The organism is Massilia sp. FBCC-B171 (genome assembly GCF_059134155.1).
In genome coordinates this window covers 1514623-1540639 of record NZ_CP101443.1, presented here as the reverse complement: position 1 = coordinate 1540639, position 26017 = coordinate 1514623, and the positions used below count along the sequence as shown (strand labels likewise).

25 protein-coding genes and 1 pseudogene are annotated in these 26017 nt (G+C 64.4%); 6 read left to right on the top strand and 20 right to left on the bottom strand.

Annotated features, from left to right (window positions below; genetic code table 11):
* Positions 1 to 28: 28 nt before the first annotated feature.
* The 4 genes from NMB41_RS07005 to NMB41_RS06990 all read right to left on the bottom strand — a co-directional run bounded on the left by NMB41_RS07005 (position 29) and on the right by NMB41_RS06990 (position 4289).
* The gene (locus NMB41_RS07005; RefSeq protein WP_494381754.1) at positions 29 to 1354 is read right to left on the bottom strand and encodes an ATP-binding protein; all 1326 of its coding nucleotides are present in this window, start codon (positions 1352 to 1354) and stop codon (positions 29 to 31) included.
* Positions 1355 to 1368: 14 nt separating this feature from the next.
* A complete protein-coding gene (locus NMB41_RS07000) occupies positions 1369 to 2031 on the bottom strand; it encodes a response regulator (protein WP_494381753.1) in 663 nt (220 codons plus the stop codon).
* Between the two features lie 56 nt (positions 2032 to 2087).
* The gene (locus NMB41_RS06995) at positions 2088 to 3608 is read right to left on the bottom strand and encodes a DegQ family serine endoprotease (RefSeq protein ID WP_494381752.1); all 1521 of its coding nucleotides are present in this window, start codon (positions 3606 to 3608) and stop codon (positions 2088 to 2090) included.
* 201 nt (positions 3609 to 3809) lie between these two features.
* Complete coding sequence (locus NMB41_RS06990) at positions 3810 to 4289, bottom strand: Hsp20 family protein (RefSeq protein ID WP_494381751.1); 480 nt, start codon at positions 4287 to 4289, stop codon at positions 3810 to 3812.
* A 217-nt stretch (positions 4290 to 4506) separates the two neighbouring features.
* Between NMB41_RS06990 and NMB41_RS06985 the strand changes: the two genes are divergently transcribed.
* Entirely contained in the window at positions 4507 to 6420 is a 1914-nt protein-coding gene (locus NMB41_RS06985; protein WP_494381750.1) for a M61 family metallopeptidase, read from the top strand.
* A gap of 37 nt (positions 6421 to 6457) precedes the next feature.
* A complete protein-coding gene (locus NMB41_RS06980) occupies positions 6458 to 6805 on the top strand; it encodes a hypothetical protein (RefSeq protein ID WP_494381749.1) in 348 nt (115 codons plus the stop codon).
* Between the two features lie 196 nt (positions 6806 to 7001).
* On the opposite strand, the gene NMB41_RS06975 is transcribed toward NMB41_RS06980, so the two are convergent.
* The 11 genes from NMB41_RS06975 to NMB41_RS06925 all read right to left on the bottom strand — a co-directional run bounded on the left by NMB41_RS06975 (position 7002) and on the right by NMB41_RS06925 (position 16165).
* Positions 7002 to 7769, bottom strand: coding sequence for an alpha/beta hydrolase family protein (locus NMB41_RS06975; RefSeq protein ID WP_494381748.1), 768 nt, complete (start codon positions 7767 to 7769; stop codon positions 7002 to 7004).
* A gap of 133 nt (positions 7770 to 7902) precedes the next feature.
* Positions 7903 to 8859, bottom strand: coding sequence for a fasciclin domain-containing protein (locus NMB41_RS06970; RefSeq protein ID WP_494381747.1), 957 nt, complete (start codon positions 8857 to 8859; stop codon positions 7903 to 7905).
* Positions 8860 to 9100: 241 nt separating this feature from the next.
* Positions 9101 to 9391: a monovalent cation/H(+) antiporter subunit G gene (locus NMB41_RS06965; protein WP_494381746.1), complete on the bottom strand. Its 291-nt coding sequence runs from the start codon at positions 9389 to 9391 to the stop codon at positions 9101 to 9103.
* Complete coding sequence (locus NMB41_RS06960; RefSeq protein ID WP_494381745.1) at positions 9388 to 9654, bottom strand: monovalent cation/H+ antiporter complex subunit F; 267 nt, start codon at positions 9652 to 9654, stop codon at positions 9388 to 9390. The genes NMB41_RS06965 and NMB41_RS06960 overlap by 4 nt, the downstream gene beginning before the upstream one ends.
* Positions 9638 to 9997 (bottom strand): Na+/H+ antiporter subunit E, encoded by a 360-nt coding sequence (locus NMB41_RS06955; protein ID WP_494381744.1) that lies wholly within the window; start codon positions 9995 to 9997, stop codon positions 9638 to 9640. The genes NMB41_RS06960 and NMB41_RS06955 overlap by 17 nt, the downstream gene beginning before the upstream one ends.
* A complete protein-coding gene (locus NMB41_RS06950; protein ID WP_494381743.1) occupies positions 9994 to 11463 on the bottom strand; it encodes a complex I subunit 5 family protein in 1470 nt (489 codons plus the stop codon). The genes NMB41_RS06955 and NMB41_RS06950 overlap by 4 nt, the downstream gene beginning before the upstream one ends.
* On the bottom strand, positions 11460 to 11846 hold the full coding sequence (locus tag NMB41_RS06945) for a sodium:proton antiporter (protein ID WP_494381742.1): 387 nt from the start codon (positions 11844 to 11846) through the stop codon (positions 11460 to 11462). Before NMB41_RS06945 ends, NMB41_RS06950 begins: the two co-directional genes overlap by 4 nt.
* Positions 11843 to 12268 carry an MnhB domain-containing protein gene (locus tag NMB41_RS06940; RefSeq protein ID WP_494381741.1) on the bottom strand — a complete coding sequence of 142 codons (426 nt, stop codon included), beginning with the start codon at positions 12266 to 12268 and terminating at the stop codon, positions 11843 to 11845. The genes NMB41_RS06945 and NMB41_RS06940 overlap by 4 nt, the downstream gene beginning before the upstream one ends.
* Complete coding sequence (gene mbhE, locus NMB41_RS06935) at positions 12265 to 14556, bottom strand: hydrogen gas-evolving membrane-bound hydrogenase subunit E (protein ID WP_494381740.1); 2292 nt, start codon at positions 14554 to 14556, stop codon at positions 12265 to 12267. Before mbhE ends, NMB41_RS06940 begins: the two co-directional genes overlap by 4 nt.
* Before the next feature lie 31 nt (positions 14557 to 14587).
* Positions 14588 to 15667: a calcium/sodium antiporter gene (locus tag NMB41_RS06930; protein ID WP_494381739.1), complete on the bottom strand. Its 1080-nt coding sequence runs from the start codon at positions 15665 to 15667 to the stop codon at positions 14588 to 14590.
* 63 nt (positions 15668 to 15730) lie between these two features.
* Positions 15731 to 16165: a tellurite resistance TerB family protein gene (locus NMB41_RS06925; protein ID WP_494381738.1), complete on the bottom strand. Its 435-nt coding sequence runs from the start codon at positions 16163 to 16165 to the stop codon at positions 15731 to 15733.
* A gap of 103 nt (positions 16166 to 16268) precedes the next feature.
* Between NMB41_RS06925 and NMB41_RS06920 the strand changes: the two genes are divergently transcribed.
* The gene (locus tag NMB41_RS06920) at positions 16269 to 17165 is read left to right on the top strand and encodes a LysR family transcriptional regulator (RefSeq protein WP_494381737.1); all 897 of its coding nucleotides are present in this window, start codon (positions 16269 to 16271) and stop codon (positions 17163 to 17165) included.
* A gap of 97 nt (positions 17166 to 17262) precedes the next feature.
* Here the strand turns inward: NMB41_RS06920 and NMB41_RS06915 are convergent, their stop codons facing one another.
* From NMB41_RS06915 to NMB41_RS06900, 4 genes are all read right to left on the bottom strand, one after another.
* The gene (locus NMB41_RS06915) at positions 17263 to 17946 is read right to left on the bottom strand and encodes an ABC transporter ATP-binding protein (RefSeq protein ID WP_494381736.1); all 684 of its coding nucleotides are present in this window, start codon (positions 17944 to 17946) and stop codon (positions 17263 to 17265) included.
* Positions 17939 to 19153 carry an ABC transporter permease gene (locus tag NMB41_RS06910; protein WP_494381735.1) on the bottom strand — a complete coding sequence of 405 codons (1215 nt, stop codon included), beginning with the start codon at positions 19151 to 19153 and terminating at the stop codon, positions 17939 to 17941. The genes NMB41_RS06915 and NMB41_RS06910 overlap by 8 nt, the downstream gene beginning before the upstream one ends.
* A gap of 1 nt (position 19154) precedes the next feature.
* Positions 19155 to 20402, bottom strand: coding sequence for an efflux RND transporter periplasmic adaptor subunit (locus tag NMB41_RS06905; RefSeq protein ID WP_494381734.1), 1248 nt, complete (start codon positions 20400 to 20402; stop codon positions 19155 to 19157).
* Positions 20403 to 20538: 136 nt separating this feature from the next.
* Positions 20539 to 21717 carry a Y-family DNA polymerase gene (locus tag NMB41_RS06900; protein ID WP_494381733.1) on the bottom strand — a complete coding sequence of 393 codons (1179 nt, stop codon included), beginning with the start codon at positions 21715 to 21717 and terminating at the stop codon, positions 20539 to 20541.
* Positions 21718 to 22630: 913 nt separating this feature from the next.
* On the opposite strand from NMB41_RS06900, the gene NMB41_RS06895 reads away from it, so the two are divergent.
* The 3 genes from NMB41_RS06895 (at position 22631) to NMB41_RS06885 (ending at position 25328) form a co-directional block, all read left to right on the top strand.
* Positions 22631 to 23224, top strand: coding sequence for an SLATT domain-containing protein (locus tag NMB41_RS06895; protein ID WP_494381732.1), 594 nt, complete (start codon positions 22631 to 22633; stop codon positions 23222 to 23224).
* Between the two features lie 11 nt (positions 23225 to 23235).
* Complete coding sequence (locus NMB41_RS06890; RefSeq protein WP_494381731.1) at positions 23236 to 24537, top strand: nucleotide-binding domain-containing protein; 1302 nt, start codon at positions 23236 to 23238, stop codon at positions 24535 to 24537.
* Positions 24538 to 24620: 83 nt separating this feature from the next.
* Positions 24621 to 25328, top strand: a complete 708-nt coding sequence (locus NMB41_RS06885; RefSeq protein ID WP_494381730.1) for a hypothetical protein — start codon at positions 24621 to 24623, stop codon at positions 25326 to 25328.
* Positions 25329 to 25471: 143 nt separating this feature from the next.
* Here NMB41_RS06885 and NMB41_RS06880 read toward each other — a convergent pair.
* Positions 25472 to 25944: pseudogene (locus tag NMB41_RS06880) on the bottom strand (IS3 family transposase); the annotation flags it as partial.
* Positions 25945 to 26017 lie beyond the last annotated feature (73 nt).

Here is a 26017-nt window from a genome sequence, read left to right as displayed (position 1 = left end):
GCCAACCACCCGGGTGGAGCCGCCCACCCTACGTCTTCAATAGCGGGAAGCTGACCGTGGCTGCCAGGCCCCCAAGCCGCTCCGATTTATCCAGCTTGAGCGTCGCCCCATGCCGCTCGGCGATCGCCTTGATGATGGCCAGTCCCAGCCCGCTGCCGGCGGCGTCGCTGCCGGCCACGCGGTAGAAGCGGTCGAACACGCGCTCGCGTTCCTCGGGCGGGATGCCCGGGCCGCTGTCCTCGACGACGACGTCCACCGTCCCCTTGTCGGCGCGCACGGCGATGTCGACCGTGCCGCCAACTGGCGTGTACTTGACCGCATTCTCGACCAGGTTGCGCAGCAGGATGTGCAGCGCGTCGGGCTGGCCGTCGATGGAAATGGAATCGGCGTGTTGCAGGCCGAGGTCGACTTCCTTGGCCTGCGCCAGGCCCACCAGGTCGCCGACGGTGCGGCGCGCCAGTTCGGCCAGGTCGACCGGACGCGTGGCGACGCCGTTCGCGGCCGAGGCTTCCTGGCGCGCCAGCACCAGCAGCTGCTCGACCAGGCGCGTGGCGCGGTCGATGCCGGCGGTCAGGCGGCCGACGGCCACCTTGCGTGCTTCGGCGTCAGGCGCGCGGTCCAGGCTTTGCGCCTGCAGGCGCAGCGCGGCGAGCGGCGTGCGCAGTTCGTGGGCGGCGTCGGCGACGAAATTCTGCTGGGCGTCGAAGGCCGTGCGCACGCGCCCGAACAGCAAATTGAGTTCGTGCACCAGCGGGCGCACTTCGTCGGGCAGGCCGGCTTCGGACACCGGCGACAAATCGTCGGCCTGGCGCCGCGCGACCTGCGAGCGCACGCGCGCCACGGGTTCGAGCGAGCCGCTCACCACCCACCACACGACCACCATCAGGATCGGCATCATGACCGCGATCGGCCCCAGCGTGCGCAGGGCCAGGTTGCCGGCCATGTTGCGGCGCACGGCCAGGTCTTGGGCGACCTGCACGGTCTGGTTGTTGGTCTGGATCGAGAACACGCGATAAGTCGTGCCGTTGGCTTTCAGGTTGGAAAAGCCGAGCACCGCGCGCTGCGGCAGGCGCGCGCGCGAGACGCTGTGAAACACCTGCACGCCGTCCGGGGACCACATCTGCACCACCAGGTCGTCGTTGCCGGGTGCGCTTTCCAGGCGTTCGGTCGCTTCGGTGTTCGACAGCGGCGTGCTGGAACGCAGCGACAGCGCCATCTGCTGCATGTGGTAGTCGAAGATCTGGTCGGCGTCGTCCAGCGCCGTACGGTAGGCGATCGAGGCCTGGGCCAGCGCCGCCAGGGTGATGGCCGCCAGCAGGAACCACAGCAATCGCCCGCGCAGCGAATGCGTCATCGTCACCTTCACCTTCATGCCTTCGGAACCATGTAGCCGACGCCGCGCACGTTCTGGATCAAATCGCTGCCGAGCTTCTTGCGCAGGCCGTGGATATACACCTCGACGGCATTGCTGGAGACTTCATCGCGCCAGCTGTAGAGCTTTTCCTCGAGCTGGGCGCGCGAGAGCACGGCGCCAGGCCGGGCAACGAGCGCCTCCAATACGGCCCATTCGCGCGCCGACAGCGAGACCGGCTCGCCATCGACCAGGGTTTCGCGGGTGGCGGGATTGATCGAGATGTTCTTGTATTCGAAGATGGGTTCGGCGCGCCCGGCGGCACGCCGCAGCAGCGCGCGGATGCGTGCCAGCAGCTCGTCGAGGTCGTAGGGTTTCAATACATAGTCGTCGGCGCCGGCGTCTAACCCGGCGATGCGCTGGGCGACCGAATCGCGCGCGGTGGCGACCAGCACCGGGGTGCGGTCCTTGCGGTTGCGCATGGAGCGCAGGACGTCGAGGCCGTCCTTGCGCGGCAGGCCCAGGTCGAGCAGCACCAGGTCGTAGTTCTGGTTCTGCACCAGGGCCGTGTCGGCCATCTCGCCGTCTTTCACCCAATCGACGGCGTAGTGCTCGGCCCTGAGCAGGTCGAGCACCACTTCGCCGATCATCGTGTCATCTTCTACCAGCAGCAGCCGCATGTTTGTTACCTCTTTGTGTGACCCGGCCGCGCTGGCAAAGCTCAGTGTGAGCTCACTTAGCCAATCCGCACCGGAATGAAGATTCTGTCACTCCCGCGCTGGATCAGCAAGGCCACCGACTTGGTGGACTTGCTCACCATCGCGCGCACCTGCGCGACGCTCGACACCGGCTTGCCGTTCACCGACAGCAGCACGTCGCCCGGCATCACGCCGGCGGCAATCGCCGGCCCGCCCGCGTCCTCGATCACGAGGCCCGAGGAGATGCCGCTCTGGCGCTGTTCGATCGGCTCGAGCGGACGCAGGGACAAGCCCAGCCTGGCGCCCTTGTCGACGTCGGCGATCTCTTCGCGCTCGAGGCGTTCCGGCTTGTCGTCGGCATTGGCCAGGGTCGCGTTCACGCGCACGATTTTACCGTCGCGCCAGACGTCGAGCGCAATCTTCTCGCCCGGTTTCGAGACCGCCAGCATGCCCGGCAGGTCGGCCGAGCCGACGATGGCCTGGCCGTTCACCTTGCGCACCACGTCACCCGCCTTCAGGCCGGCGCGCTCGGCGGCGCTGCCGCGCTCCACATTGGCGATCAGGGCGCCTTCCGGGGACGCCAGGTTGAACGAATCGGCAAAGCCCTGGTTCACTTCCTGGATCGAGACGCCGAGCTTGGCGTGCTGCACCTTGCCGGTGGCGACGATCTGGTCCTTGATGCGTACCGCGACATCCATCGGGATCGCGAAGGACATGCCCATGTAGCCGCCGGTCTGGCTATAGATCTGCGAGTTGATGCCGACCACTTCGCCGCGCGTATTGAACAGCGGGCCGCCCGAGTTACCGGGGTTGACCGCCACGTCGGTCTGGATGAAGGGCACGTTGCTGTCGCTGCCCAGGTTGCGGCCGGTGGCGCTGACCACGCCGGCCGTCACGGTCGATTCGAGCCCGAAGGGCGAACCGATCGCCAGCACCCACTCACCCACCTGCAGGTTACGCGAATTACCGACCGGGACTACCGGCAGGTTTTTCGCATCGATTTTCAGGACCGCGACGTCGGTCTTCGGGTCGGAGCCGAGCACCTTGGCGCGGTATTCGCGCCGGTCGGCCAGCTTGACCGTGACTTCGTCGGCGCCTTGCACCACGTGGGCATTTGTCAGGATGACGCCGTCCGGGCTTACGATGAAGCCCGATCCGGCGCCGAAAACGGGAGCGTCGCGCTGCGGGCCGCGTTGCTGCGGGCCCTGGAAGCGACGGAAGAATTCATAGAACGGGTCGTTCGGATCGATTTGCGGTCCGCCGCGCGCGCTGGTCTTGGTGGTGCCGACGACGCGGATGTTCACCACCGCCTTGCCGTGCTGGGCGGCGATGCGGGTGAAATCGGGCAGCGTGACCGTGGTAGTGGACGCGCCGGCAACGGCCGGCGGAGCGATGACCGGCGCAGGCGCAGGCGCCACGGCAGCCGGTGCGCTCTGGGCGGTGGCGTTGTTATGGTTGACGGTAATCGCTCCGACCGCGCCGCCAATAACGCCCGCCGCGCAAAGCGCCAGCGTGAGACGTTTTGCGGTGATGGCGGTGACTGCACCTTCGTTTAGCATTTACGTGCTCCTGGATCAAAGAGGTTGGCCGATAACGTGTATCGATGTTGATTAGTGTGGCTGATCTGTCTTAGATGATTCTTAAACTCAGCATTGGGTCGGGTGGACAAACCTGTCCGTATCGAGACGCAAAAAAGGGCACCCCAAACCGCGGGCACCCTTTTCCTTACTGCCTGTACTGCTTATGCCACGCGTTCTGCCTTAAGCGGCTTGACGCTGTTCGATCTGCTGAACATTGTCGGTATTGCCGTTGGCGTCGCCAACGTGCGCGTCTGCGATCTGGATCTTGCGCGGCTTGAGCGCTTCGGGCACTTCGCGCACCAGGTCGATGGTCAGCATGCCGTTGTCGAAGGACGCGGTGGTGACCTTCACGTGGTTCGCCAGCTGGAAGCGCTGTTCGAAATCGCGGGCGGCGATACCGCGGTGCAGGAAAGTGCGTTCGGTTGCATCCTTCTGCTTGCGGCCGGTCACGTGCAGGGTGTCGCGCTCGGAGACGATTTCCACTTCATCGCGCGAGAAGCCTGCGAGGGCCATCACGATGCGGTATTTGTCTTCGGCGAGCAGCTCGACGTTGTACGGCGGGTAGCTCGGCTGCGATTCGGCGCGTTGCTCGAGCAGGCTGGCCAGGCGGTCGAAGCCGATGGCGGAACGGTACAGGGGAGCGAGGTCAAAAGTACGCATGATATATATCCTTGTAAAAGTTAAGCGATAAGTTGACGGACCTCATCGTGAGCATCCGTTGGAACCAATCTAATGCCATGCCCCTTACTTTTCAAGGCATACGAAATACGGATTTTTTGCCTCTCATGCAAATTTAATTTGCAACGATGTTTCAGAGTATTTCGTGATTTTCTGCGTGCTACACTCGTCCGGTTCTGTTACCCACACTGCCTACGAGATGACCGCACACGCTCCCTTCCTCTTCGCCGCCAAGACCGCTTCCAGCCTCGCCCTCGCCATCGCGCTGACCTTCCCGGCACAAGCCGCCGTCCCAGTTCCAGTCGACCAGGCCTACCCCGGCACCATCGTGCTGAAAGTCGATGCGACCAATTTGTCGCAGCAGATTTTCCGCATGCGCATGACGGTGCCCGTGAAGCCTGGCCCGATGACTTTCCTGTACCCGCAATGGCTGCCTGCGAACCACGGCCCGAGCGGCCCATTGACCCAGCTCGCGGGCCTGAAATTCACGGCCAACGGCAAGCCGGTGGCATGGACGCGCGACCAGGTCGAGGTGTACGCCTTCCACGTCAACGTGCCGGAAGGCGTCACGACCCTGGAAGCGGAATACCAGTTCCTGTCGCCGCTCGATGCGAGCCAGGGCCGCATCGTGATGACCGAAGATATCCTCGGCCTGCAATGGCCGTCGGTGACGCTCTACCCGGCCGGTTACGTGGCGCGCCGCATCACGGTGCAGCCATCGCTCACGCTCCCCGCCGGCTGGCAGTACGGCACCGCGCTCGAGACAGCCGAACGTAAGGGCGACGAAGTCCAGTTCAAGGCGCACGACCTCGAAACGCTGATCGATTCGCCGCTGTTCGCGGGCCGCCACTTCAAGAAATTCGACCTCGATCCGGGCGCCAAGGTGCGCGTCTCGCTGAACGTCGTGGCCGACAATGCCGAGAGCCTGGAAGCGAAGCCCGAGCAGATCGCCGCGCACCGCGCGATGGTGCAGCAAGCGCTCAAGCTCTTCGGCTCGCACCACTACGAGCACTACGACTTCCTGCTGGCGCTGTCGGACGAATTCGGCGGCATCGGCCGCGAACACCACCAGTCGAGCGAGAACGGCGTCAAGCCGAACTACTTCACCGAGTGGGCGCGTACCGAGTCGGGCCGCGACCTGCTGCCGCACGAGTTCACCCACTCGTGGAACGGCAAGTTCCGCCGGCCGGCCGGACAGGACGTCCCGAACTTCAACACGCCGCTGCAGAACGACCTGCTGTGGGTGTACGAAGGCCAGACCCAGTACTGGGGCAGCGTGCTGGGCGCGCGCTCCGGCATGGTCTCGCAGGCGAGCGCACGCGATGCGCTGGCCGCGACCGCCGCACGCTACGACAACGTGCAGGGCCGCGCCTGGCGCGCAGTGCAGGACACCGTGAACGACCCGATCATCATTGCGCGCCGCGCCCTCGGCTGGAGCAACTGGCAGCGCGGCGAGGACTACTACTCGGAAGGCGCGCTGATCTGGCTCGACGTCGACACCAGGATCCGCGAACTGTCCGCCGACAAGCGCTCGCTCGACGATTTCGCGCGCGCCTTCTACGGCATCAAGAACGGCAGCATGCTGCCGGCCTTCTACAGCTTCGAGGACGTGGTGGCGGCACTGAACAAGGTCCAGAAATTCGACTGGGCGCCCTTCCTGCGCTCGCGCCTGGACGGCCACGGCCCCGGCGCCCCGCTCGACGGCCTGACGCGCGCCGGCTGGAAGCTGGTCTACACCGACACCCCGACCGACTACATCAAGGGCGGTGAAGAGCGCAGCAAGTCGACCGACTTCAGCTATTCGCTGGGCTTCGCCGTGCGCGCCGATGGCGGTGTGAGCAACGTGCAGTGGGATGGCGTCGGTTTCCGCGCTGGCCTGGCGGGCAATACGACCATCGTCGCCGTCAACAACAAGGTGTTCAAGCCGGAAGTGCTGAAGGCGGCCGTCAAGGCCTCGAAGGACAACAAGGCGCCGATCGAACTCCTGGTCAGGAAGGGCAACAACCTGCGCACGATTTCGCTCGATTATCACGGCGGCGCGCGTTATCCGCGCCTGGAGCGCATCCCGGGCACGCCGGACCGGCTGGAAGCGATTTACAAGGCGCTCAAGTAAGAATCGTGGAAGTCGGGTCGGTGGTATGCTTTCGGGTATGACTACCGATACCGACATTGAACTGTCCGGCCCGTTCAAGGCTCTCGACAGCACCGGCCGTTCCCACGACGTCAAGGCGATCCGCATTTTCGACGAGGGCTACGGGATTATCGACGTGTACGTGGATTTCGCCTCGCAGCTCGACGCCGGCTTGTACAAGGACAGCGTCCTCGTCAAGGCGATCATCGACCGCCTGCGCGGGCTCGGCTACAAGGGCCCCGACTTCGGCCACAGCGACCCGGGCCTGCAGGACCGCAAGCTGATCGTGCTGGAGGCGCCGGAGGAGTTTGCGCCGTTTGCCAAGGCCCGCGGCTGGAAGAATCTGGCTGAAGAGTTCGACGAGTAAGAGGACATTGTGGGGTGGGCACTCCGTGCCCACGCGGACGCTCGCGTCATGTTTGCTCTGTTATTGCGGCTACGTGATCATGTCGCGGTGTCACCTTGGGTGCTTCCACGACTTTCGGTTATCGCTCTCCTGATGACGTTCGCACTGTGCCGCATTCCGCGTGGGCACCGGGTGCCCACCCTACGTTACCTCGGCGTTAACGATCACTCTCGATATACCGCGCGCTCCACGCCGCAATCATCGCTGCCACCTGCGCGGCATCTTCCCTGCCCGTCACCAGGTGATCTATCCCGTCGAGCGACACGAAGCTCTTCGGATACGACGCCATCTCGAAAATGCGCAGCGCGTTCGCGATCTCCACCGTATCGTCGTTCGGCGCATGCATGACCAGCAGCGCACGTTGTAAATGCGCGATCCGCTCGGCCAGTTGGTGCTGGGTCGCATCGTCGACGAACTGTTGCCGGATATTGAAATCGCGCCCGGCCAGCTTGACGCGCGCTTCGCCCAGCTGGGCAATCGTGTCGAGGTGCTCGTGCAACAGGGAGTTCACCACATAATGCGGATCGCTCGGCGAGGCGATCGTTACTACCGCTTTCGATTCGGGTATCAGGTGCGCCGCAGCGAGCACAGCCGTGCCGCCCATGCTGTGGCCAACGAGCAGGCGCGGCGCGGCGAACTTGTCGCGCAGGAAGCCGGCGGCGGCGACCAGGTCTTGCACGTTCGACGAAAAATTGGTGTCGCCAAAATTGCCGGCGCTGGCGCCGAGACCGGCGAAATCGAAGCGCAGCATGCCGACGCCATGTGCCGCCAGTCCCTGCGAAATGCGATTGGCGGCGAGCACGTCCTTGCTGCAGGTAAAACAGTGGGCGAAGAGGCCGTAGGCGCGCGGCAAGCCATCGGGCAGATCGATCTTGGCGGACAACTTTCCGTGCGACCCCTGAAATTCAACGCGTTCGGTCAGCATGTGCTTCCTTGCTTGAAGAAGCAGCTACTGTGCACCGGATCGGCGCGATGTGCAAGAACGCGGCGCGCTGACCGACGCGGCGCCGCTGAATTGACCTCCACCCCAGCAGCCTCGGTCATGAACGACGAACGGCTTACAAGGCTGGAATCAGCACCTTGTCGATGACGTGGATGACGCCATTGCTGGCCCTGACGTCGACTGCGACAATGTTCGCCGGTGCAGCGGTGGTGTCATTGATCAACGGCGGCGTTCCCGATGCAAACCTGATGCTTTGGCCCGCGACCGTCTGAACCGGCACGCCAAACGGGATCTGCGCGGAAAGCACCTGGCTCCCCAGGACGTGATACGTCAGCACGGTGCGCAGTTGGGCGGCAGTCAGGTTTTGTGGGGCCGCAGCGAATGCGGCATTGGTCGGAGCGAAGACGGTGAACGGACCAGCGCCACTCAGGGTCGCTTGCAGGTCGGCGGCAACGACGGCAGTTACGAGTGAACTGAAGAGCGGATTGACCTGCGCCATCTGGACGATGTTGAGCACGCCTGGAGGGATCAGTACTTTGTCGACGGCATGAATCGCACCGTTACTCGCCAATACATCCGGGGTGACGACAGTAGCGGTCGTCAAAGCGGCGTCCGTGATTTTTACGCCGCTCGTGAAATCGAAGGCCAGCGTCGTTGGCGTATTGGCATACACATAAGCAGTCGTCTGTGTAGGGCCGCCAGCGGACAGGTCGGCAGCGAGCTTTTTCGAACCAAGCACGTGGTAAGTAAGGATGCTCTGCAGTGTGGGGGCAGGCAATGCATTGACCATGGCTGTCGCATTGGCAAACCCTAACTTGCCTGCCAGATCATTGAAAGCCTGGTCAGTCGGCGCAAAGACGGTGAGCTGTGCATTCGAATCACCGAGTGTGCCGGCGATGCCGGCCTTCGTGGCGGCCGCCAGCAATGCATTGAATCCTTGTGCATTCGCTACTTCAGCAATATTTCCCTGCGTAGCGACCGGGTCGTGATCGTCGTCGCCACCACACCCGGCCAAGGTCATGGCCAAGGCGACAACTGCCAGTCCGAATCTCAGGAAGTTGCGTGTTTTCATCGAGTTCTCCATCAAACTAGTTAATGTTTCGAAGTGGAGTGGAACAGATCAAAAATTGCAGCATGCCTGCCATCGAATATAGCTGCGTAGCGTCGCTTGAACAGGTGTGCACCTTTCAAAACCGGGACAACCCAGGGACGATTACGAGCTCAGCAAGTCCTCATGCCAGGATCATTACCGTTGCGCAATTTGGCGTAAGCTATCTGCCATCAACCGGCCGATGCGAAACCAGGATGCCCGATCAGGTCGATTCTGATGTGTCCGGCCTGGGCGCGGCGGCGCGCGCCAGCGCGTGCGAAGCAATCGGCACCGTCGCCGCGAGCACCGCCACCAGCGCACCGATCCTGACCCACCATGCCCACGACGGCTGCAGCACGGCCAGTCCGGCGAGCATCACCCCCAGCGCCAGCGTCGCCGCCTTGGTCGCCGCATGCTGGCGCGCCAGGGCGTCCGGAAGCCTGAGCAGGCCCAGCGCCGCCACCGCCAGCAGCGCGGCGCCGAGAATCATGAGCGTCCATCCCAGCGCAATCATGGCGCTTCCTCTGTGGCGGCCGCGGAGCGCAGCGCGAAGGCCCAGCAGACCGTGGCCAGGAAGGCGATCAGGGCAAAGCCGAGTGCCACGTCCAGGAAAGCCGTCTGGCCGGTCCGCGCGGCGGCCAGCAGGCAGGCCGCCAGGCCGCAGGCGGAGAGGACGTCGACCGCCACCAGCCGGTCGGCCGCGCCCGGCAAGCGCCGCAAGGCTTCCAGGACCAGCAGGAGCGCCGCCCCCACGAATAGTTCAGCCAGTATCGTCATGGTGTGTCCTTTCAGCGAACAGCGTGCGCACGGCGCTTTCGAACAGCAGGCGGATTTCCTGCAGCGCCGCCTCGGCGGCGCCATCGCGCACGTCGAGCAGGTGCAGTCGCATGCGTCCGGCCACGGCGTCGACGTCGACCGCGGTGGTGCCGGGGGTGAGGCAAATCAGGCAAGCGAGCATGGTCGTCGCTCCCGCTCCCATCGGCGCGAACCTGTACTCGACGAATCCGGGCGCGACGCTGCCGGGAGAGGACAGGATGCGCAAGGATATCTGCCAGCCCGAACGCGCAATGGCCGCGAACAGCCGCCACAGGAGCGCGCCGCCGGCGGCAAGGCGCTTCATGGCAGTCCCCCGGCCGCCGGCGCGGCCATCGCCGCGGCGGCCGCGTTCAGGAAATCGATCAGCGGGCCCGGCATCATGCCCATGGCCAGGGCCAGCAGCGAAAGCAGGCCGCAGGCGGCCCATGCACCCGGCCGCTGGGCCGCCTGCGGCGCGCCGGCGGGCGCGGGATGCGGCTTCCAGAACGCCTCGATCCAGATCTTGGCCATCGACAGCAGGGTCAGGCCACCGGTGCCCAGCGCCAGCGCCATCCACAGGTAGCGTTCCTGGTCGAGACCTTCGCGCAGGATCAGGAGCTTGGCCCAGAAACCCGACAGCGGCGGAATGCCCACCAGCGCGGCCGCGCTCAGCCCGAACAGGACGGCCAGCGCGGGACTGGTGCGCGCCAGGTTGCCGATCCGGCGCAGGTCGTGGTGGCCGCCGCTGCGCGCGATCATGCCCGCGATCAGGTACAGGTTGGCCTTGACGAGGATATGGTGGATGCTGAAGAACAGGGCCGCGGCGATTCCGGCCGCCCCGCCCAGGGCCGCCGCCAGCAGGATATAGCCCATCTGGCTCACGCTGTGGAAGGCCAGGATACGGCGCAGGTCGTAGTGGTGCACGGCGCCCATCACGCCGGCCACCATCGTGGCCAGCGCGATCACACCCAGGGCCTGGGCGTAGACGGGCGCACCGGCCGGCAAGACCTCGTACAGGAGGCGCAACAGCGCGTAGGCCCCGACTTTGGTCGTGAGCGCCGTGAACAGCGCCTGCACCGGCGCCGGCAACACGGGGTAGGCCGCCGGCAGCCAGAACAGGAAGGGAAAGGCGCCTGCCTTGATCAAGAGCGCGACCAGCAGCAGCGCGCCCAGCAGCAAGGCCAGCGGATCGTCGCCGCGCCCGGCCAGTGCCCTGCCCAGGGCCTCGTAGTTGAGCTGGCCGGTCAGGCCGTACAGGCCCGTTACCGCCGCCAGCAGCAGGATTGTGCCGAACAGGTTCAGGACCAGGTATTTCAGGCCGGCCTCCAGCTGCGCCGGCTTGCGGCCGGCAACGATGAGTCCCAGGGCCGCGATCAGCATCACTTCGAACCAGACGTAGAGGTTGAACAGGTCGGCCGTGGCATATGCCCCGCCCGCCCCCGCCAGCAGGCCGTGCGCCAGCGGCTGCCCGAACGGCGTGGCCAGCGCCCCGCCCCGGCTCGGGTAGGCCAGCACCGCCAGCGCCAACACGGCATTGACGGTCAGCATCAGGGCGGCGGCACGGTCGATGCGGAACACGATCGCGAACGGCGCGGCCCAGTCGCCGAAGCGCGCCGTCACCACGGCGCCGCCGATGGCGCCGTGCAGCAGCGCGGCGCAGCACAGCAGGAGCAGCAGTATGCCGGCCGCGCTGGCCGCGCGCTGGCGGCGCGGCCAGCGCGCCAGGGCGGCCGTCAGCGCGGCCGTCAACAAGGGCACCAGCACCGGCGCGGCAACGAGCGCCCCGTTCATGGCAGCTCCCCGGGCTCGCCGTCCGGGCGCGGAGGCGGTTCGGCCTGCTCGAGCGCATCGGCGTCGGCGCGGCCGTCGTGCCCGGCGAGCGCCAGCGCGAGGGCGATGCCGAAACAGGCAAAGGCGAACCCGATCACGATCGCCGTCAAAACCAGGGCCTGCGGCACCGGGTTGGCCAGCGCCGTCGGCGCCGCCGCCGCGCCCTGCGCGATGATCGGCGCCGCCGCCTGGCCCAGGCGGCCGGCGGCGAACACGAACAGGTTGACGGCCGAGCCGAGCAAGGCCAGTCCCACCGTGATCGACACCAGGTCGCGCGCGCTGGCCAGGTACAGGCCGGCGGCCGCCACCACGGTCACGCTCGCCGCAATCGCCCATTCGATCATCGCACCGTCTCCAGTAGCCGCAGGCAGAATCCGCCCAGCGCACCCCACACGCACAGCGCCACGCCGAGGTCGAACAGCAGCACGGTGGAGACCTTCAGCGCCAGGCCGGCCAGGGCGAGTTCGCCCCACCAGTGCGTGAGGAAAGCCTGCCCGAGCAGCAGCGCCGGCAGGCCGCTGGCCGCCGCCAGGGCAAGTCCCAAAGCGCTCAGGCTCAGCGGGCCGAGCGGCAAGCGGGCGCGCGCGGCTGCCGGGCCGAACACGAGCGCATGGGCAGCCGTCGCCGCCACCGCCACCAGGGCAGCGACGAAGCCGCCCCCGGGCGCATTGTGCCCGCGCAGCAGCAGCCACAGGGCCGCACCCAGCATGATCCAGTAGAACAAGGAGATGGTGGTTTCCAGCACGATCGAGCGCGGCGCATTCATCGGTTTTTTCTCCCGAGCGGCAGGCGGCGCGCCAGCGGCCAGGCAGCCAGGGCCGCCAGCATGACCACCAGGATCTCGCCGAGCGTGTCGAGTGCACGAAAGTCGACGATGATGACGTTGACCACGTTGCGGCCGTGCGCCTGCGGTACGCTCTGGGCGAGGAAGTAATCGGCCATGGCGGGGTCGAGCGGCCGGCCGGACAGCGCCAGCAGCACGGCGCCGAGCAGCAGGCCGAAGGCCAGGGCGATGCCGGCCCGCCAGGCGCGGCCCCGCCCCGCGCCGCCCCGCCCCGCGCCGCCCCGCTCCACGCCGCCCCGCTCCACGCCGATGTCCTGCCGCTGCCGATAGCGGTGCAGGGCGACCGCGGCCACCACCACGAAGACGGTCTCCACCGCGAACTGGGTCAAGGCCAGGTCGGGGGCGCCGCGGAACAGGAAGACCATGGCGCTGCCGGCGCCGACCGCGCCGGCGCCGAGCAGCCGCCCGAGCGTGTCGCGCGCGCGCACCGCCAGCATGGCCCCGGCAATGGCGCCGGCGCACCCCACCAGCACCCCGGCACCGCCGGCCTGGAGCGGCGCAGGCGCAGGCACCTGCAAGCCGAACGCCCATGGCGCCGACAGCAGCACCGTGGCGGCGACCGTCGCGCCCAGGTAGCGGCTCAGGCGCCGCCCCTGCTGGGCGCGCGCCAGCACGCCGGCCACGTGCTTCAGGCCACGCAGTGCGGCGCCGTAGGCGGCGGCCGGGCCAGCGCCGTCGAGCACGTGCAGGCGCCCGAGGATGCGCGCCAGAGCGTTCCAGCGGGCGTACACGAGCGCCCCGACCAGCCAGACGGCGGCGAAGCTCTCGATGCGCAGCAGCCAGTCGGCTTCCAGGGAGGCATCGGCGCGTCCGAGCGCCGGGGAAATCATGCGGGCAGCGTCCGTCACCAGCGCTTCGGCCAGCGCCGGGAACAGGCCGAGCGCAATGCCGATGGCGGCCAGGGCCAGGGGCGGCAAGGTGAGCCGCCAGCCGCCTTCGTGCGGCGCGCGGCCCGCGGGGTGCGCCGGGCGGCCGAAGAAGATGCGCACCACCGCCACGCTGGCGACGGCCACGCCGACCGAGCTCACCAGCAGGCTGGCGCCTTCGACCACCCACAGCACCTCGCTTACTTCCTTGGCGGCCTTGATGCTGTCCTTGGCGACGAAGCCGGCCGTGGCCGGCAACCCGGCCATCGACAGGCCCGCCAGCAGGGCCGCCAGCGCGCTGGCCGGCATGCCATGGCGCAGTCCGCGCAGGCGGTCGATCAGGCGCGTCCCGGTGGCATGGTCGACGTTGCCGGCCACGAAGAACAGCGGCGCCTTGTACAGCGCATGGGCCAGCAGGAAGGCGGCGAAAGCCAGCGCGCCCAGTTCGTTGGGCAGGCCGATGAGGACCGTCAGCGTACCCAGCGCGGAGACCGTGGACCAGGCCAGGAGCCGCTTGAGGTCGCGTTCACGGGGGGCCTGCACGGCGCCCCACAAGGCGGTCACGGTGCCGATCGACAGCAGCGCCGCTTCCCACCAGGGCGTCGCGCCCATGGCCTCGTCGAAGCGCGCCATCACGTACACGCCGAGGTTCACCATCGTGGCCGAGTGCAGATAGGCCGAGACCGGCGTCGGCGCGGCCATCGCACCCGGCAGCCAGAAGTGGAATGGAAACTGGGCCGACTTGGTCATGGCCCCGGCCAGCACCAGCGCCACGCCGGCCTGGAAGCGGGGATCGCCCAGCACGGCCGGATCGAGATGGGCCAGGTCGCTCAGCCGCAGTGCGGGCGCGGCCAGCAGGATCAGGACAATCCCGGCAAGCAGCGCAAGCCCGCCGGCGCCGGTGACGAGCAGCGCCTGGCGCGCGCTGTCGCGGCTGTCCGGGCTGTCGTGCCCGAAGCCCACCAGCAGGAAGGACAGCACACTGGTCGCTTCCCAGAACAGCAACAGCAGCAGCAGGTCGTCGGCCAGGATGGCCCCGATCATGGCCAGCGTGAATCCGATCAGCAGGCCCATCAACTGGCCGAGCCGGGCATGGCCGCGCAGGTAGCCGGGCGTATAGGCGAGCACCGCCGCGCCCACCCCGCACACCAGCAGCAGGAACAGGCGCGCCAGGCCATCGGCGGCGAAACCGAGGCGCACGCCGAGCGGCGCGACCCAGGGCACGGACCAGCTGGCAGGCTCGGCCGGCAGGCTCGCCACCACCGGCAGCAAGGCCAGCGGCAGCAGCCAGGCCCAGCGGATCCATATCGCCTGCGGTGCCGCCGGGAGCGCTGCGTGGTCCATGTCGTCGTCCTGCCGAAGTGGAAGGTCCGGCTCAGGCGCCGCGCTGGCCGCGCCACTCGCGCCAGGCGAGCAGCGCAAGGGTCAGGGCAAGCAGAGGCAGCACCGCCGTCAGCATGACGCTGCTGTACGGCTGCAAGGCGTCATGCTGCTGGGCGGCCAGCAGCACATAGGCCATGTAGGCGCCATACAGCCCGAAGAACAGGGCGCCCTCCCAACGCGCGATCAGGCCACCGGTAAAGAAGATCGGCAGGCAGGCCAGCGCCACGGCGAGCATGACCGGCAGGTCGAAGGCCAGCACCGACGGGGCGACCTCGATCCCCGCAGGGCTGACCATGGAGGACAGGCCCAGTACGCCGAGAATATTGAAGACATTGCTTCCTACTACGTTTCCGACGGCGATATCGCGCTGGCCCCGCAGCGCCGCGATGATCGATGTGGCCACTTCCGGCAGCGAAGTGCCGGCCGCAACGATGGTCAGGCCGATGACCAGTTCGCTGACGCCAAGGTATTTCGCGAAGCTGACCGCTGCGTCGACCAGCCAGGTGGCGCCCAGCACCAGCGCGCCGAGCCCGGCGGCGATGAGCAGCAGCTGCGCTGCCGGGTGGCGTTCCCAGGGCGCGGGCGGTGCCAGCGTGTCGTCGAGCAGGCCGGCACCGCCAGCCCGGTCCTGGCGCGACTGGCGGACCAGGAACGCGGTATAGGCCAGCAGCAAGCCGGTCAGCAATGCGCCGTCGCCACGGCCGATGCGCCCGTCCAGTGCCAGCGCCAGCAGCAGCAGCGAGACGCCAATCATGACCGGCACTTCCTGGCGCACCAGCTGGCGCGCCACCAGCAGCGGCACGATCAGGGCGGACACGCCAAGGATGAACAGGACGTTGAAAATATTGCTGCCAACGACATTGCCCAGCGCCAGGTCGGCGCTTCCGGCCAGGGCCGACTGCACGCTGACTGCCATTTCGGGCGAACTGGTGCCGAAGGCGACCACGGTGAGTCCAACCACGAGCGGAGAAATGCCCACCGACAGCGCGAGGCGGGACGCCCCGCGCACCAGTGCTTCGGCGCCGACCACAAGCAGGACCAGCCCGAGCAAGAACATCAGGACTTCCATCATTGCGTCTCCTCCTTACGCAAGGCCGGCAATGGGCGCCGCAGGTCGTTGCCGCTGCGCTGCCGATTATAAAACGCTTCCCGTCGGGACGGTCCGGCCACCTTGCCTGCCCGCCTCAGTGCCGAACCAGGTCCTGGCCGCGCGCCGCACCAGCGTCGTCTCGCGCTCGTCGATGCGGCCGTCGGCCCGAACGATACCGGCCATGGCCTGCCACACGCAGATCTGCAGCAGCGGGTCCCGGACCTCGTCCAGCAGGCCATCGAGCAGCGCCGGGTCGATCTCGACGATGCCGGCGCAGCGGTTGACAGCCGTGTCAAGCAGGTCCTCGCACAGTTCGCGCAGGGTATGGTCGAAGGTATCGGCGTCGACCCCGACCTGACCCAGGAAGGCGGCGTCGTGCATGGCGCGCACCTCGGACGGGCTCACGTGGCCGTCGACGATCATGGTCAGGGCCAGCAGGCGGCTGATGGCAGTGGGACTGTCGGTGGGATAGGTATGCATGGTGACCTCATCAAAGTGGAATACAAGTCCACTATAGGAGCGTGCAAACTCAAAGTAAAATCAATTAATATCGGATAAAAGATCAGTTTTTATTGAGGATTGCATGATTAACTACAAGCACCTCCATTACTTCAAGGCGGTCGCCACCCACGGGTCGGTGGCGCGGGCGGCCGAGCAATTGCATGTGACGGCGCAGGCAATCAGCATGCAGTTGCAGGTCCTCGAAGACCAGTTGGGCGAGCCGCTGTTACAGAAGAAGGGCCGCGGGCTGGAGCTGACCGAGGCGGGCAAGACCGTGATGGGCTATGCCACGCAGATCTTTGACCTGGGAAATGAGCTGGAACAAGCCGTGCGGCGCGGCGTATTCGCTTCGGAAACGCTGCGGGTAGGCATCTGCGACATGATTGCGAAGACGATGGTCTTCCGCCTCTTGCAGCCGGCGCACGAGGCAGGATTGGGGATGCGCCTGATCTGCAAGGAAGGCCGGTTCGATGCCCTGATGGTTGAACTCACGGCGCACAAGCTCGACCTCGTCATCGCCGACCAGGGCCTGCCGCCCGGAGGCGCAATCCGCGGCTACACGCACCTGCTCGGTTCGAGTACCTTGACCGTGATGGGCCACCCCGACCTGTGCAGCGCCTGGCCGGGCCCGTTCCCGCAGCGCCTGAAGCAGGCGCCTTTCCTGTTGCCGGGCCAGGACGCCGCCATCCACAGCCAGCTTCGCAGCTGGTTCGAGCGCCACGCGCTGCGCCCGATCGCCGTGGGTGAATTCGACGACGGCGCCCTGCTGAAGTCCTTCGCACGGGCCGCCAGCGGTTTCATGGTGGCGCCGACGGTGCTCGCCGATATCGTGTGCAAGGAAAACGGACTGGAAGCCGTCGGCACGATCGACACCATCGTCGAGCACTTCTACGCCGTGTCGGTCGAACGGCGCGAAAGCCACCCGGCAGTGCGCCGCATCCTCGACGGCGCCGGGGCCGTCTTCGGCCACGGCGCTTGACGCTTGGCCATGTTTGCCAAGCCGTACATCCGGACAGGCCATGCAGGAACCGGCGCGCATCGCCTTGCTCCGCCGCCCCCACCGGTCTGCGCTTGCGTCAGCCGGCAATCCGCCCGTCGACCAGTTCGACGATGCGGTCGCAGCGCTGCGCCAGCGCCAGGTTGTGGGTGACGAACAGGAAGGCGGCGCCGCTCTCGGCGCTGACGCGGCGCATCAGCGCGAACACGGCGGCGGCCGATTGCGTGTCGAGGTTGCCGGTCGGCTCGTCGGCCAATACCAGCGGCGGCTGCAGTGCGAGCGCGCGCGCGATCGCCACGCGCTGCTGCTGCCCGCCCGACAGGTTGTTGGCCAGGTGGTCGCGCCATTGCGCCAGGCCGACATGCTCGAGCAGCTGCCGCGCATGCGCGCGCATCGCCGCGTCGGGGCGGCCGCGCGCGAGCAGTTCGGGCATCATGACGTTCTCCAGCGCGGTAAAGGCGGGAATCAGGTAGTGGTACTGGAACACGAAGCCGATGCTGTGCCCGCGCAAGCGGGTCAGCGCGTCGTCGTCGAGCATGGCGGTGTCGCGGCCGTCGATGAACAGCCTGCCGCTGCTGGGGCGGTCGAGCAGGCCGATGATGTTGAGCAAAGTGCTCTTGCCCGACCCCGAAGGCCCCATCAACGCGACGAACTCGCCGCGCGCCAGGCGCAGGTCGATCCCGTGCAGCACCTCGGTGGCGGCAGGCGTGCCCAGGCCATAGGACTTGGTGACGCCTTCCACACGCAGGACGTCCTCAGCCACGAATTGCCTCCACCGGCAGCATCCGGGCCGCACGCAATGCCGGCGTGACGGCCGCCACCAGTCCGGTCAGGGTGGCCACCAGCGTCGCCAGCACATACAGGCTGGGGCTGATCTGCAGCACGAACATCGGCGTGCCGTCCGGATTCCTGGCCGCCAGCCGCCAGATCAGCACGAGCAGCGTCGCCATGGCCGAGCCGGCGACCGAGCCGAGCAGGCCGACGATGGCGCCCTGCAGCAGGAACACGCGCATGATCTGGCCGCGCGAGCCCCCCATCGCACGCAGGATGCCGATTTCCTTCGAGCGCTGCACCACCGACACGACCAGCACGCTGGCAATGCCGGCCGCCACCGACAGGTCGACGAAGATGCGGATCAGCTCGCTCGTAAATTTTTGCGCGTTCATGCCAAGGAAGAACTGGTTGTTGGCGGCGATCCAGCTCAGCGCCTCCAGGCCGGTCTGGCCGGCCACCGAGCGGGCGACGGTCTCGGCGTCGAAGGGATCCGGCACCGTCAGGTTGATGCTGGAGACGCCGCCGGTCAGGTGCAGCAGGTTTTGCGCGGTGGCCAGCAGCACGTAGACGGCGCGCTGGTTGGCGCCGCGGCTGCCCAGGTCGACGATGCCGGCAATGTCGAGGATGACGGTGCCGCTGGCTGCCTGCAGGCGCAGCTTGTCGCCCAGGCGCACGCCGAGGTCGCTCGCCAGCGTCTGCCCGACGAGCACGTCGGTCGTGCTCATGCAGTAGGTGCCGGCAACGATTTTTTCGGGCAGCGGCACGATCCGGACGTACTGCTCCGGGTCGATGCCGGTCACCGAGACCGACTGGCTGGTGGCCCCGCGCAGCACGAATGCAGGACCGCTGAGGGTGGGCGCGACTGCCAGGATGTCGCTGCGCAGGCGCATCTCGTCGCGCACTTTCTGCCACTGGTCGATCACGTCGGGCCGCTGCAGGGGCGTCTGCAGGATGGCCGCGTCCGCCTGCCCGGCCTGCGCCTGGCGCAGCGCGCGCGCCGCATCCTTGGGCCGCTCGAGCACGATGTGCGGCTGCGAACTGAGGACGCGGCGAAACAGGTTGGCCTGCATGCCGGTGAGCAGTGCCGACATGAACACGATCACCGCCACTCCGATCGCCGCGGCGACGATGATGAACAGCGACTGCATGCGGCCTTCGCGCAGGAAACGGACGGCGGCGATCCATTCGAAAGGCATCTCAGCCTCCAAGGCTGCGTGCACTGTGCGCAGCGACGGCCGGGCGCACGCGGCTGCCTTCGGACAAGGCGCCGGAGACGGGGGCCACCAGCTCGCCCGGCTGCAGGCCGTCCAGGATCTCGGTACTGCCGGCGCCGCCGATGCCGGTGGCCACCGGCTGGCGCCGCAGGCGCCGCCCGACGACCTTCAGCACCCAGGGCGCGCGTCCGGCAAGGTCGTGCACGGTTTCGGTCGGCACCACGACCGCATTCGCGCGCCGCGCCACCTCGATGTCGACCGATACCGTCATGTCCTGGCGCAGGTAGGCGGGCGGGCGCTCGACGTCGAACTTGACCTCGACCGAACCGCGCTGCGGATCGACTGCCGGATTGATGTAGACCAGCCGCGCGCCGAAACGTTCTTGCGGATAGGCGTCGGTCGAGGCCAGCGCGTTCTGGCCGATGCGCAGCAGGGCGATGTTGCGTTCGTCGAGGTCGACCACCAGCTGGGTCCGGCCTTTGGGCGAGAGCACCATCAGCACCTTGCCCGGCTGGACGACGGCGCCGCGCTCGGCCTGGCGGGCGATCAGCACACCGTCGACGGGGGCGGTGATGGTCGTGTAGGCGAGGCGGGCGCGCGCCTGCTTCAGGGCGGCCCGGGCCTGCTCCAGGGTGGCCTTCGCCATCAGCACATCGCTGCCCTGCTCGCCCATGCTGCGCGCCTGGATGCGGGCACTGGCGGCCTGGCTGTCGGCCACGTCCAGGCTGCGCCGGGCCTCGTCGAGCGCCGCCTGGCCGACGAAGCCGCGGGCAAACAGGTCCTGGCTGCGCGCGTACTGGCGGCGCGCGTTGCCGAGGTTGGCTTCGGCCTGGCGCAGTGCCTGCTCGGCGACCGGCAGGCTGAGCTGGCGCAGTTGCTGCAGCCGCGCCTGCGCCTGGAGCACGGCGGCGCGCGCCTGCTCGACCGCGGCGCGTGCTTCGTCAGGCTCGAGTTCGATCAGGACCTGCCCCGCCCTGACCGCCTGCCCTTCGTCCACCGGGATCGCCGCGATGGTGCCGGTCACCTGGCTGCCGATCTCGACGCGCAAGGGCGTTTCCACGCGACCGGTGGCGACCACGGTCTGCACCAGCTCGCGCCGCTCGACCGCATACACCTGCACTTCCGGTCCGAACAGCAGCGGGCGCGCCGCATAGGCGCCCGCCAGCAGCACCAGCAGGACGGCGGCGCTGCCCTTGTGCTTGACCCGGCGAAGCTTTTCGCTGAGCGACATCTGCATTTCCGGCACCTGCGCGAAGACGGCCGATGTTCAATATGGGCGTCGATCCCGTGATTTCCGTTGATGAAGATCAAACAAAAAACGGCGCGTTTCCCTTTGCCTGGCGAGACCTGTCTGGTGTCGCAGCGGCTCACCCGAACAGTCCATGCAAAAACCACCGCGGATTCGCATCCTCGCTCGCCCCCACGATCCGCTCCCGGTACACCCAGTACAAGGTGTGATCCTGCCCCTCCGCAATAAAATAATCGCGCGTCTGCGGTTCCGTCCACCAGCCCGCCTCGATGCGCTCCGGCGTCGACGCCATTTTTAAAGGCGAGCCATAAAACGGCCGGTGATTGCGCATGAGCAGCGCGATCGGCTTGGCCAGGATCCAGGTCGGGCGCGGCAGGCTTTGTACGTCCGCCGGCATCTGCGAGGCACGCACGGATTCGCGCACCTTCTGCTGCACCGGCACCCAGGCATTCGCCACTTCCGGCCGGTAGTCGGCCTGGGGCAGCGCCTGCAGCACATTGTCCGGTCCGAGGCGCGCCACCAGCAGTTCGAGCATGCGCACGCGGTCTTCCTCGCTGCCGCCGGGTTCCGGAAAGAGCGACTCGCTTGGCGGCGCCATCGGCTGCAACTGGGGGGCGTCGAGCGCCAGGCCGATGACCGGCGCCTCCAGCACCACCTGCGCCAGGCGCTCCTTCAGCAAGCGCATCAGGTGCTCGTTGCGCCAGGTCGGTTCGCCCAGCGCGATCTCGACCGCGGTGGGTGGGCGCGCCACCTTGCCCCGCTCGTGCTCGAGCAGCAGCGTGATGCGTTCGACCGCGAGCTGGTGCGCGCACAGCCAGCCGGTCAGTTGCTGCACCAGGCGCTCGGCGCCTTGCAGGCATTGTTCGGCGTTCTCGATGCGGTCGAACAGTTCGATCTTCGCGTGAAAGACGGTGGGCGCCTCGATCCATTCGAAGAGTTCAGGCGCCATGCCGTAGGCGGCATCGAGCATGTCGAGCAGCGCGCGGCCGCAGCGGCGCTGCAGGCCGGGACGCGGCAGGCGGCGCATGGCGCCGATGTCGAAGCAGCCGATGCCTTCGAACCAGCCGGCATAGCTGCGTGCGGGCGGCGGCAGCGTGCTTGGCAGGCGGTCGAGGCGGCGCGTGAGGGTGGCGACCGTGAGTACGCGCCCGGCACGGCGGCGCGCCAGCATCCAGCTGCCGCGGGCGGTGGGCGCGCAGCTGAGGTAGCCGGAAAAGCCCAGCGCGCGCAGGCTGGCGCGCACGCGCCGGCACAGGGCGCGGATGCCGCCGAACAGGCGCAGGCTGGCCCCCCACACCCAAGTTCCCCCTAAATGGACAACCTTTTCCTCAAACAAATCAAGCACATAGAATTTCTCGCATGTCCATCGAAATGTTCTTGGTGATGGACAAATTCGAACCATGTTGTCCATTTTTTGACTACGCGCCATTTTAGGTTGCTGTGGTCCTTAGGGCTCTAAACCGTGGTCGGTCCATCCTCGCTGCCTACCTAACTGAGCCGGAAACGGCGCCCGAATTGCTCAGTGCACCCGCCGCCTGGGCAGGGCGAGTGCAGGGCCTACCTCAATTTTTCAAAATAATATACACCTCTTGGAGCTTCCGCACGTTGCAGATGAGCTTTAGCAAGAACATGGCTCGCAGCGGCTGACCGGCCAAGCTTTCTGGTGTGCTCCGCCTTACTTCAACGCCGCTTCGGCCTGCTCGACGCCTCTTTTACTCACCTCTGCGTCCAGCTTTTTCCGGATACTCAACAGGGCTGCATCCATTCGCCGGGGGGCCATTACAACCGGCTGTGGTGGAAACAGCATATCGAAACCAGGCGCTCGACCAAAGCCCTGTGCTATCCGTATTAGCACCCCTAACGAATCACACTCGCCAAGCTCAAATCGCTTGTACGTGCGGAGCGGAACTCCACACGAGACAGCGAAATCTGCCTGCGAGAAGCCGAGACGTCCTCGCTCAAATCGAACCCTGTCCCTGAGCAATCGAAGAACATCCTCGTAAGCGAGCACATTGGCTTGCTCGAAATTAGGCATCGGCATATTAGAAAGTGCCGACCTTGGCACCAGAATTGTGGATAACTCTCACTTTACCATCGTTTTACTTTAGAATTATTTTCCACAAGCGACATACGTTTCTGGGAAACCGTCGCATCTTTCCTTACGGCACTTTCACCAACAGTCCCACAACCCGCATTTGCGCAGACCCTAAATGAATCAAGCAGAACTGCTGAAACAGATCGCTGAATCTGGATATAACGTTGGCTATGGGGCAAAAAAGCACTTTGCCACGGCAGAGTTTGTCGACAAAATTCCTGGGTGGATTGGCTTTATATCGCTCGCGATCGGAGTTTTAGCCCTCGTTTTTTCAACTTTGAGCGAGAAGCTTCCTTCGGCAATGCTTATAATTTTGGCCGTTGCAAGCCTGTACATGAGTTTCTATGACAAGGCTGCATATATGAAAGCCGGCGAAAAGCTGACGGAGCACTTTCAGGAGTTGCGCTCGATCTACTCGCATGTAAAGTCAATGCCGATCGATTCCGATTTCTCATCGTGTGTAGTTGAGTACACTCGCATTCGATCAGCGGCTAATGGAGCCGGTATCTCGCGACAAATATTTTTAAGCGATACCGCTGCACACTACAAATTTTTTTGGCAACAACAGATCGGCTGGATCGAAGAACAGATTGAATTTAGCTTTTTTAAAGACAAGATCCCCTTAACGACCACTTTAACTCTTTCTGGAATACTCATCGCAAGCGTATGCACGTTCGGATATATGTCATTTTATAAATCTTTCTGCTAATTGGAATCACTTTGAGTGCAACGCTATTTGAACAGTTCCGTAAAAATTTGTCAGTAAAAAATTCTGAAGAGATCTCCGGCAGATATCTGGCGATAACAAGGCGCTTGAACAAGGACTACTGGGACACAGAGTCAGAATATGCGCACTGCTTACAAGTAGGATCGTACGGCCGCAACACTGCTATTCACGGAGTCAGCGATCTTGACATGGCATTCGAGTTGCCTTGGGCCGTCCATGATCGCATTCAAAAGCGCCCTGGCAACTGCCAGAAGATTCTCCTTGATGAGATTCGAGAAAAATTAAAGGTTTTATATCCAAATACTCCTATTCGTTCCGACGGCCAAGTTGTTACTGTCGATTTCAAGAATTACAGAGTCGAAGTGTTACCAACTTTTGTAGAGGCGGATCGCCGCTACAAATATCCAGATGCAAACGACGGCGGAAGTTGGAAATGGTGCCACCCGCGGGACGAAATAGAAGCCGTTCAGGATATTCATGACCGCTCCAGCCGCAACCTCAAACGCGTATGCAAAATGGTACGTGCATGGAAGAATAAGCATGGCGCTGCCATGAGCGGCATGCTCATCGATACCCTGTGCTACAACTTCTTTAAAGGAAATACAAGTTTCGATAATAAGGGATATGCTAGTTATCCGTTGCTGGTAAAAGAACTCTTTGACTACCTCAGTGAACAAGCAGACCAGAACTACTGGAAAGCTCCAGGCAGCGATGACCGCGTTTATACTAGTGGCCGATTTCAATCCAAAGCAAAAAAAGCCGCACAGAAGGCGCAGGAAGCACTGGACGCTGACACAGACAGAGCGAAGGAAAAAGCTTGGAAAAAGATTTTTGGACGTCACTTCCCAAGTACAGCTACTTCCGCAATAGCCACTGAAGCTGTTACAAAAGCAAGTAGCGCGCGCTCTACTGAACAGTTTGTCGAGGATGAGTATCCAGTCGACATTCAGTATGAGCTTGGGCTGGCATGCGAAGTTCTGTTTCGCGGTTCGCGTGAACGCGTATTCCGCTTTATCGAAACTACGTTCCCATGGCTTCAACTAAACAGGAAACTGCGTTTTCATATTGTAGAGTGCAATGTTCCACAACCATATAATGTTCTATGGAAGGTACGGAACCGTGGCCCTTTTGCAGAAGAACGTGGGATTCGAGGACAACTCCTCGGGGACGACGGACGCCAGGAACGAACCGAAACCACGTCCTTCCCCGGAAGGCATTTTGTTGAGTGCTACATTATCCGTCAAGGAATTTGCGTCGCACGTGACCGCATTCCAGTTCCTATTACTGAAACTTAATCGTTGGCCATAGGCAATATATATGGTACCGACTCCGGATAGTTGGCAAGTGCGTATACATTACTTATGCAAAGCGATATTTCATGGACCGCCGATCGAGATTTGAGTTCTTCGAAAAATTATATTTTCACGAGTTGGAGTCGAGAGAGCAGATGAATACGCGGATACAGATACCGCTGGCACTGCTGATCTCTATCATTGGCGCCCTCGGCTTCATGATTCAAAACTTTGAAAGGGATAATAAGGATGGGTGGGCATATCTATTTGTAGGCGCCTGCATAACCTCGGCGATCTTTATTATTATCAGTGGTTATTTTTGCGTCAAGGCCGCTTGGGGTCATACCTACAATATGACTTCCTTTTCAACAGAATGGAAAGGTTACTACGATAGTTGCGTAACCTTGTATCAAGGCGAAGAGGAGCAAGAAAGGGCTGGCTTGATAGAAGGCGCATTAGAAGACGCTGTGTTAAATAAATACATAGAATGCGCGTCAGTAAATGCCGGATTGAATGCGACGAGATCTTATCAATACCATTTGTCCATTAAATACTTCCTTTGGGCTATTACTTGCGTTTCGCTGACATTTATCTTTTATTTTTTTGGAATGCTTGACAAATCACTGCATACCAAGCCTACTGAGATCGTGATTGTTTCACAAAAGGGAGTATCTATGACAACTAAACCATCGCCACCGCCTCCACCACCTCCACCACCGACAAGACTCGTTCGTGATGACCGGCGTCCTTCACCACCACCACCACCACCACCACCACGTCCTCATGCAAACTAAACCGCCCCCGCCCCCCCCACCTCCTCCACCAGCAACCAGATCAGTGAAAACGGAGGTTACGCCACCAAAAACGAAGTAATGAATCGCCCCGGCTTTCTTGAGGCGGTTAGTTTGAGTCAGGCCGGAATGGCCTGATTGCTCAGTTACTTGCAATAGTTTGCCTCAGCTTCGGCCGGCGGTATATAGCCGAGCGGCTCCAGCAGTCGATGGTGGTTAAACCAGGACACCAATTCCCGCGAGGCCAGTTCGACAACCTCGCGCGTTTTCCAGGGAGTGTGGCGGTGGATCAGTTCAGCCTTATAGAGCGATTTATCGTCTCAGCCAAGTCATTATCGTAACTGTCGCCCTTGCTGCCCACAGACGGTTCGATGCCAGCTTCTGCCTGGCGCTCGCTGTACTTTATCGACACGTATTGCGAGCCTTTATCGCTATGGTGGACCTGCTCGTTCCGTTCGGGCTGACGTGCGTACAGCGCCTGCTCCAGTGCGTCGAGCACGAAGTCGGTTCGCATCGAACTGCTGACTCGCCAACCGACAATGCGCTGGGCAAAAACGTCGATGACGAAGGCCACGTACACGAAGCCTTGCCACTTCAAGACATAGGTGAAATCGATGAGTTTCAGGTGTGCAGCCGATCTTGCCTGCGATGGACTCGATCGCTGCCCACTGAGAGCTGTACTCGCTGGCGGC